Source organism: Methanospirillum hungatei, assembly GCF_020216685.1.
Classification (GTDB): Archaea; Halobacteriota; Methanomicrobia; order Methanomicrobiales; family Methanospirillaceae; genus Methanospirillum; species Methanospirillum hungatei_B.
In genome coordinates, this window is the sequence record NZ_JAIWNS010000243.1 from 1 (window position 1) to 6038 (window position 6038).

Genomic DNA, 6038 nt, shown 5'->3' on the forward strand with positions numbered 1-6038 from the left:
TGTGAAATTTTCTCTACCCGTACTTACTTTTTTAGGCATTTTTCGCGCAATGCTTCAAGATCAGCAACAATATCCGGATTTTTATTTTTCAATTTCCATCGCTCGATAACATCATATGTCAGACCATCATCATTATCAACCGCCCAGTCTGCAAATTCTCCGGCTTCTTCTGACATGTATACACAGATTCCCCTGATTATCCCCCTACAATATGCATGTGCATCATTGACCATTTTCCGTTCCAGATACCGTTCCATCTCATCAAGAAACGGCTCGATTTTATCTTCCATCATTTCATAGGAATGTTCACAGGGTTCTACATACCCATGCCGTGTTCTCCCTGATTCTTCCCAGAGGTCATGGACATCCAGTACCGATAACGCAGCACATACATCATTACAAATTTCTTCTTCATCCACATCGGACAGAAGAGTTTTTGCAATCAAAGCTGCTTTTGGTATCATTTCCGGGTTTTCTTCGAGTAAAAGCGTAAGAACTCTCGCTGCCTGGTCATCAGTTATGGTAGAGAGAAATGAACGATCCTGCTTTTTGGTCATAAAAAAAAGATTAGTTTTTCTTGATATTGAATACCCGGTATGATTCCAGATACTAGTGATGACTGGAGCAGAGTAAAGTCACGCAAATCTGACAGTACTAAAAATTTTGGATTCGCTATTTGATAAACATCCCATTCTGATATTCGGCAAAGGCCTGATCCACTTCTTCCTTAGTGTTCATGACAATCGGTCCTCCCCAGGCTATCGGTTCTCCGATCGGCTTTCCAGAGATCCATAAGAACCGGCAGCCATCTTCTCCTGATGTAAGATCAAGGATTGTGCCGGGAGCCAGGTGTGCAAGATTCCGGTTCTTTAAAAAGACCGGATCTCCAACCCCCACTGTGCACCTCCCTTCAAATACATACATGATGCCAGTAAAACCAGGCCTGACCTGATGATAAAACTTCGAATTCGGAGGAACTGACACGTCAAGATATTCCGGGTCTACGATGATCTCACGAACCGGACCGGTTAATCGTCCATATGTACCTGCAATCACCCGGACTTTCGAACCATTCTCAAGAGTATCCATCGGGATCATGTCAGGGGATATCTCCTGGTACCGGGGCACATGAAATTTTTCCGACCGGGGAAGGTTGACCCAGAGCTGAAATCCTCCCATCTTTCCATGAACCGGTTTTGGCATCTCCTGGTGAATAATCCCTGAACCTGCCGTCATCCACTGGACTGCCCCTGCTCCAACCATTCCGGAATTTCCCATACTATCGCCATGCTCAACCTTTCCTTCGAGCATGTAGGTAACCGTCTCAATACCCCGGTGCGGGTGCCAGGGAAAGCCTTTCATATAATCTGCCGGGTTATCAGACCTGAAATCATCAAGCATCAGAAATGGATCAAAACGGGGGATCTCGTGGTATCCAAAGGCACGATGCAGCCTGACCCCGGCTCCTTCGATTGTCTCCCGTGCAATAAGAATCTCCTTCACCGGCTGATTTAACCCCATACATCATGATCAACCTGATAGATATAAAAAATCTGGGTCGTGAAAAACAGGTCTAGGAAATACGTGAACACACGGGAAAAACTGATGTTTTCGTCCATATGGACAGACAGAGTCCACAGACCAGCTCTTCATTCCTCTCTTTCATCTCATGAAAATACCGGTCACAGAGCTCAGCAGCAAACCTGACTTTCCGTGGATCACCTTCTCGAAAAGATGCTCCCGTATAGGCCTTAACCGGACAGATATCAACACAGGCCTGACATGACCCGCACCGTTCATCCATAGGATCAGATACTGCCGGTAAGGGTGCCTCGGTCAGAACACTCCCCCATCGAACCCGTGGTCCGTGTTCAGGGGTGATAAGCATACAACTCTTTCCAATCCATCCAAACCCGGCCTTTCGGGCAGCCAGTTTATGAGAAAACAGTGAGCAGATACGATCATTATCCACTCTGACTGAGGCAGGAACGGGAAGGGCAGAAAATCAGTTCTTCTGGATAATATCAGCCACTGTCGATGAGATAGTATCAATTCGTGAATTTATGACCTGATATGCATGATGATACATGATCTTTACAGCCCGGCTCCCCTCATCAAGCATATCGACTATTGACTGCTGCAGTACAATTCCAAACACCACAGCATGAGGATACCGGATCATTTCTCCACCCTGCCTTATAACCTCATCCTGCACCGATGTGAGATCAGCAACTCCGAAATATGTTGTACCCTGTATTGTGCAAAAGGAGGAGAGTGAGTCATAGAGGTCAGTCATGAGACCTCAATGACCTTAAATCCCTGATTTCCAATGCAGTACATGACGAATATCCGCACATGTGCCTGTGGGTATTCATACCTGAGCCCTTCAGCATATCCCATAATCTGCTTCGTATCTTCGTCTCTGACAGTAAATTCCTCGATCGACGTATTCATCCTCGTCCATTCTGTATTTGAAAAATATTTAAAACTCAATAATCCACCTGATCCCAGCAAATCTCTCATGATACTTTCCGACGAATTCAAGATCACTACGACCTTTCGGGTATGAACGCTCAAGATTCCAGGTAAACCAGGTGGAAAGATACCGACTACAAAGTTCATAAAAAGTTGTCCGATAAAAATTCTCATTCACTCTGGTAAATACCGCTTCCGGAAGCTGCCCGACATAGAGCTGCCAGTAATCAGCAAAGAGCCTCGTTAAATCAGGGTTATCAAGAAAACTCTGCATCATAGAAGCATACCGGGTAGATACATCGATGTTGTAGAGTTCATTGAAATATTCTGCAAAAATCTTTTGCATGTTCACATTCGGAAGTTTGAGGAGAAATTGATCTTTTTTTGTCAACATGCCCAGATAGAAGAATGATACAGGATAGTAATGTTTGTCAAAAAACTGGGATCTATTAAATTTAGAAACCAGATATTCTTCATCATATGGGATGGATTCAGTCTGTAAAAGTTCACTGACAATATTTTGGGCGTTCTCCGTACTGCTGGTTATCCGTTTCACCCAGGAGAGATCAGTCCGCAGATTTAAATCAGTCAATTGTTTAGGGATTTTTTTCTTATCACAGAAATCCTGTAAGAAATACATCAACATGGTGGAATTATATATTGCATCACTATCAGGATCAACGAAATGGTACCCGTTATATTGAGTTTTTATGATCTCCTGAATTTCGGGACGAATGATTGGATCAATCTGATAATCTTCGAAGATCAAATCAAGAAGACCATTCACTTCTTCCTGGGTAAACCCAAGCATCGATTCAAACGAGGAATCGAGGGTAAGAAAGGATGCAATATTATAACTTGAAGTCAGATCATCAATTGTTATCGGGAGAACTCCGGTAATGAAAATATTTGCAATAATCCCGGTTTGTCTACCCTCTTTGAGCGTTTTAAAAAATGTCCTGAGAAAACTATCACCAGAGGTCACTTCCTGATACAGGTGATCCTGGTGACTGGTAATAAACTGGTTGACAAAATTGTCATATTCATCAATAATCACGTATACCTGTGGAGCATCAGATTTCTGCAGGTATCCAAGCCATAATGAAAGAGCCGTCGAGACATCAGTATCTGGAGAAAAATCCTGGAAATCATGCATCAGTTCAGGATAGGCATACTTCAATTGAGAGATCCGCCCGACACAAATTCGGTTAAATGCTGATTCGGTCTTTATAATATCTTCAGATACTGGTATAACGGAAAAATCAAATTTTAAGACAAGGTATTGATTATGAGTACCAGTTGGGTTTTTTCCTATCCATGTGTTCCCAAAAAGTTCATGAAACCGGGATGCTTCTTTCAGGTCATAATAATACTGAAGCATTGAACAAAAGAGAGATTTACCAAAACGTCTTGGGCGAAGGAAAACCGGGTTTTGATATTTCTCTAATTTTTCTATATAGCGGGTTTTATCAACGAAATAACTGTTTTTATCGATTAGCTCGGCGAAATTCATTATACCATACGGGACTCGGCGGTTCATAGTTATTTCACTCTGGTTCTGTAGTTATACGTTATGTAATATGGATATTTATATACCATGATTCCAGTCGAGATAAAAACAGCGAAAAAGAAACAGGAAAGAATATCTCTGCAGATACCAGATGATTCCTATGTATTCGCCTCTTATCTCCCGTAGTTACAGTAAATTTCTCTATTACATATCATATGTCATTCTATTGATCCTGATTTTCAGCATTGGAAATAATGGGATTGCTTATGGAGCATCTGACTGGCAGAAGGTCCCGTCTCCTGACTGGGCAATAATAGATATCCCTCTTGGTTGGATCATCAAGGATAACCTGAAGATGGGTGATGAAAATAATACTGCGATGCTTTCAGCCCGATCTCCGGACTGGCAGTCAGAATTATTCCTTATCCTTGAGAGGAATAAACCGGACATGACTATAGATGAGATGCAGGCTTTTCAGGACCGGTGGATGCAAAACGCCGGATACCGGATTTGTAAGACAAAAGATCCGGTGAAACGAATCAAATCAGATAATATTTCCCTCAAACAGGTCTATGTACAGGGAACAGATAAGGGAGCAATGATGTATTCTGCCTCCTATCCGGGCATTGGAACATATCACGCGGCTTTAGTGATGTCAGGGGAATCGGCAGTCAGGCATTATTATGATTCTATACCACCGCAAATACCGGACCATGTTGCTTTGTCAGGAGAAAAAGTTGAGATACCCAAGGAAATTACAAAATTCGGAGAGATTATATTTACCAAACCTGATAATTCATCTCATCAATAATCTTATGTTAATCTATTGTAATACCAATTTGAGCATATCATTCGGTGAAAGCCTGAAAACTCATAACACTAATACCTACCCGCATCAGGTACACCCTTTCTGCTTCTTCATATCTCCGACCGTAACCTGCGGATGGTGATATCGTCCTCTCCCCTTTGTTCCACGGAGCATCTCCAGATCGATTGCTTGTACCGGACAAAAATTCAGACAAGCACAACAGAGTTCACACCGATGAAGATACACGGGTTTTCCGTCTTTTAGCAGTATATTTTCCGTGGGACAGACAGAAACACAGGTTCCACACGATGTACAGGTATCTGATACAGAGAATTTTTCATCTGCTCCATGAACTCCTTTGGCAAACCCACTATACAATACAGCCTGTATAAGTGAAGAGACCGGGTACACACCAATCTTCTGTTTCTTACATTCACGGATTATTTCGGTGATCCGGGTAATCTCCGTCTCTGCAGATGAAAGGATTGAAGTAATCTTCTCAGCCGGCGGGGGAGATGAGACAGGTGGGAAATTACCAGGCATTTTTATGATAAAACCTGCATCAAGTCCATGGGTATTCATCGTGAGCAGGGCTGTATTCATCATCTTTAATGCTGAACCACCTGTCCCTCCAAGAGTGACAACCCCAAAGACATATGACCCATCTCCGATCTTCAGGTGGTGGAGAAAATCCCGTACCATGACAGGAATTCCTGAATCATAAACCGGGCATACAATACCAACCCGACCAGAGGGGGCCGAGATTATCCCATCTGTTTTCATCTGTGAGACAATGGAGACAATCTCTGTATCTCCAAGTTTTTCAGATATTTTTCTGGTTACAGAGAGGGAATTACCAGTCCCGGTAAAATAATAAATGGTTGTATTCATGATTCGCTCCATCCTGATCTGATATCGGCAATGATGGTATCAATAGCAGCATTGTCAGTGGAGGCATTCTTGTCGAGGACGGCAGTATTTGAGAGCACAAGACCTTTTTCTCTCATCCGGGCGATAAAGGGAACTAATGCCTCATTGCCACTTTGAGCACTTTTACAGGTCAGGATTCCATAACTCTTTTTCCCCTGGCATCCTGTCAGGCCTTCAAGAGCACCATTGATAACCGGGGTTGGTTTTCCTGCCCAGACCGGTGACGCGATGATGACCATATCATAGCCGGAAACATCAATTTTTTCAGGTCTGACTTTATCAGCAAGGCCCTTCATAGCCCGAAAGCATCCTTTT

The 6038-nt window shown here is 42.9% G+C and carries 9 protein-coding genes; 1 reads left to right on the forward strand and 8 read right to left on the reverse strand.

Going from position 1 to position 6038, the window contains the following annotated elements; genetic code table 11:
* Positions 1-23 precede the first annotated feature (23 nt).
* From LDL35_RS13990 to LDL35_RS14015, 6 genes are all read right to left on the reverse strand, one after another.
* The gene (locus LDL35_RS13990) at positions 24-557 is read right to left on the reverse strand and encodes a hypothetical protein (RefSeq protein WP_304023545.1); all 534 of its coding nucleotides are present in this window, start codon (positions 555-557) and stop codon (positions 24-26) included.
* 115 nt (positions 558-672) lie between these two features.
* On the reverse strand, positions 673-1521 hold the full coding sequence (locus tag LDL35_RS13995; protein WP_304023547.1) for a pirin family protein: 849 nt from the start codon (positions 1519-1521) through the stop codon (positions 673-675).
* Positions 1522-1573: 52 nt separating this feature from the next.
* Positions 1574-1972, reverse strand: a complete 399-nt coding sequence (locus LDL35_RS14000) for a 4Fe-4S double cluster binding domain-containing protein (RefSeq protein ID WP_304023548.1) — start codon at positions 1970-1972, stop codon at positions 1574-1576.
* A gap of 33 nt (positions 1973-2005) precedes the next feature.
* Entirely contained in the window at positions 2006-2296 is a 291-nt protein-coding gene (locus LDL35_RS14005; protein ID WP_304023550.1) for a hypothetical protein, read from the reverse strand.
* Entirely contained in the window at positions 2293-2454 is a 162-nt protein-coding gene (locus LDL35_RS14010; protein ID WP_304023551.1) for a hypothetical protein, read from the reverse strand. The genes LDL35_RS14005 and LDL35_RS14010 overlap by 4 nt, the downstream gene beginning before the upstream one ends.
* A gap of 28 nt (positions 2455-2482) precedes the next feature.
* Positions 2483-4015, reverse strand: a complete 1533-nt coding sequence (locus LDL35_RS14015; protein WP_304023553.1) for an ATP-binding protein — start codon at positions 4013-4015, stop codon at positions 2483-2485.
* A gap of 130 nt (positions 4016-4145) precedes the next feature.
* Between LDL35_RS14015 and LDL35_RS14020 the strand changes: the two genes are divergently transcribed.
* Positions 4146-4796, forward strand: coding sequence for a hypothetical protein (locus LDL35_RS14020; protein WP_304023555.1), 651 nt, complete (start codon positions 4146-4148; stop codon positions 4794-4796).
* Between the two features lie 84 nt (positions 4797-4880).
* On the opposite strand, the gene LDL35_RS14025 is transcribed toward LDL35_RS14020, so the two are convergent.
* Positions 4881-5684 (reverse strand): EFR1 family ferrodoxin, encoded by an 804-nt coding sequence (locus LDL35_RS14025; protein WP_304023556.1) that lies wholly within the window; start codon positions 5682-5684, stop codon positions 4881-4883.
* Positions 5681-6038, reverse strand: a 358-nt coding sequence (locus LDL35_RS14030; protein ID WP_304023557.1) for a hypothetical protein, incomplete at its 5' end; no start/stop codon positions are given. The genes LDL35_RS14030 and LDL35_RS14025, both read right to left, overlap by 4 nt.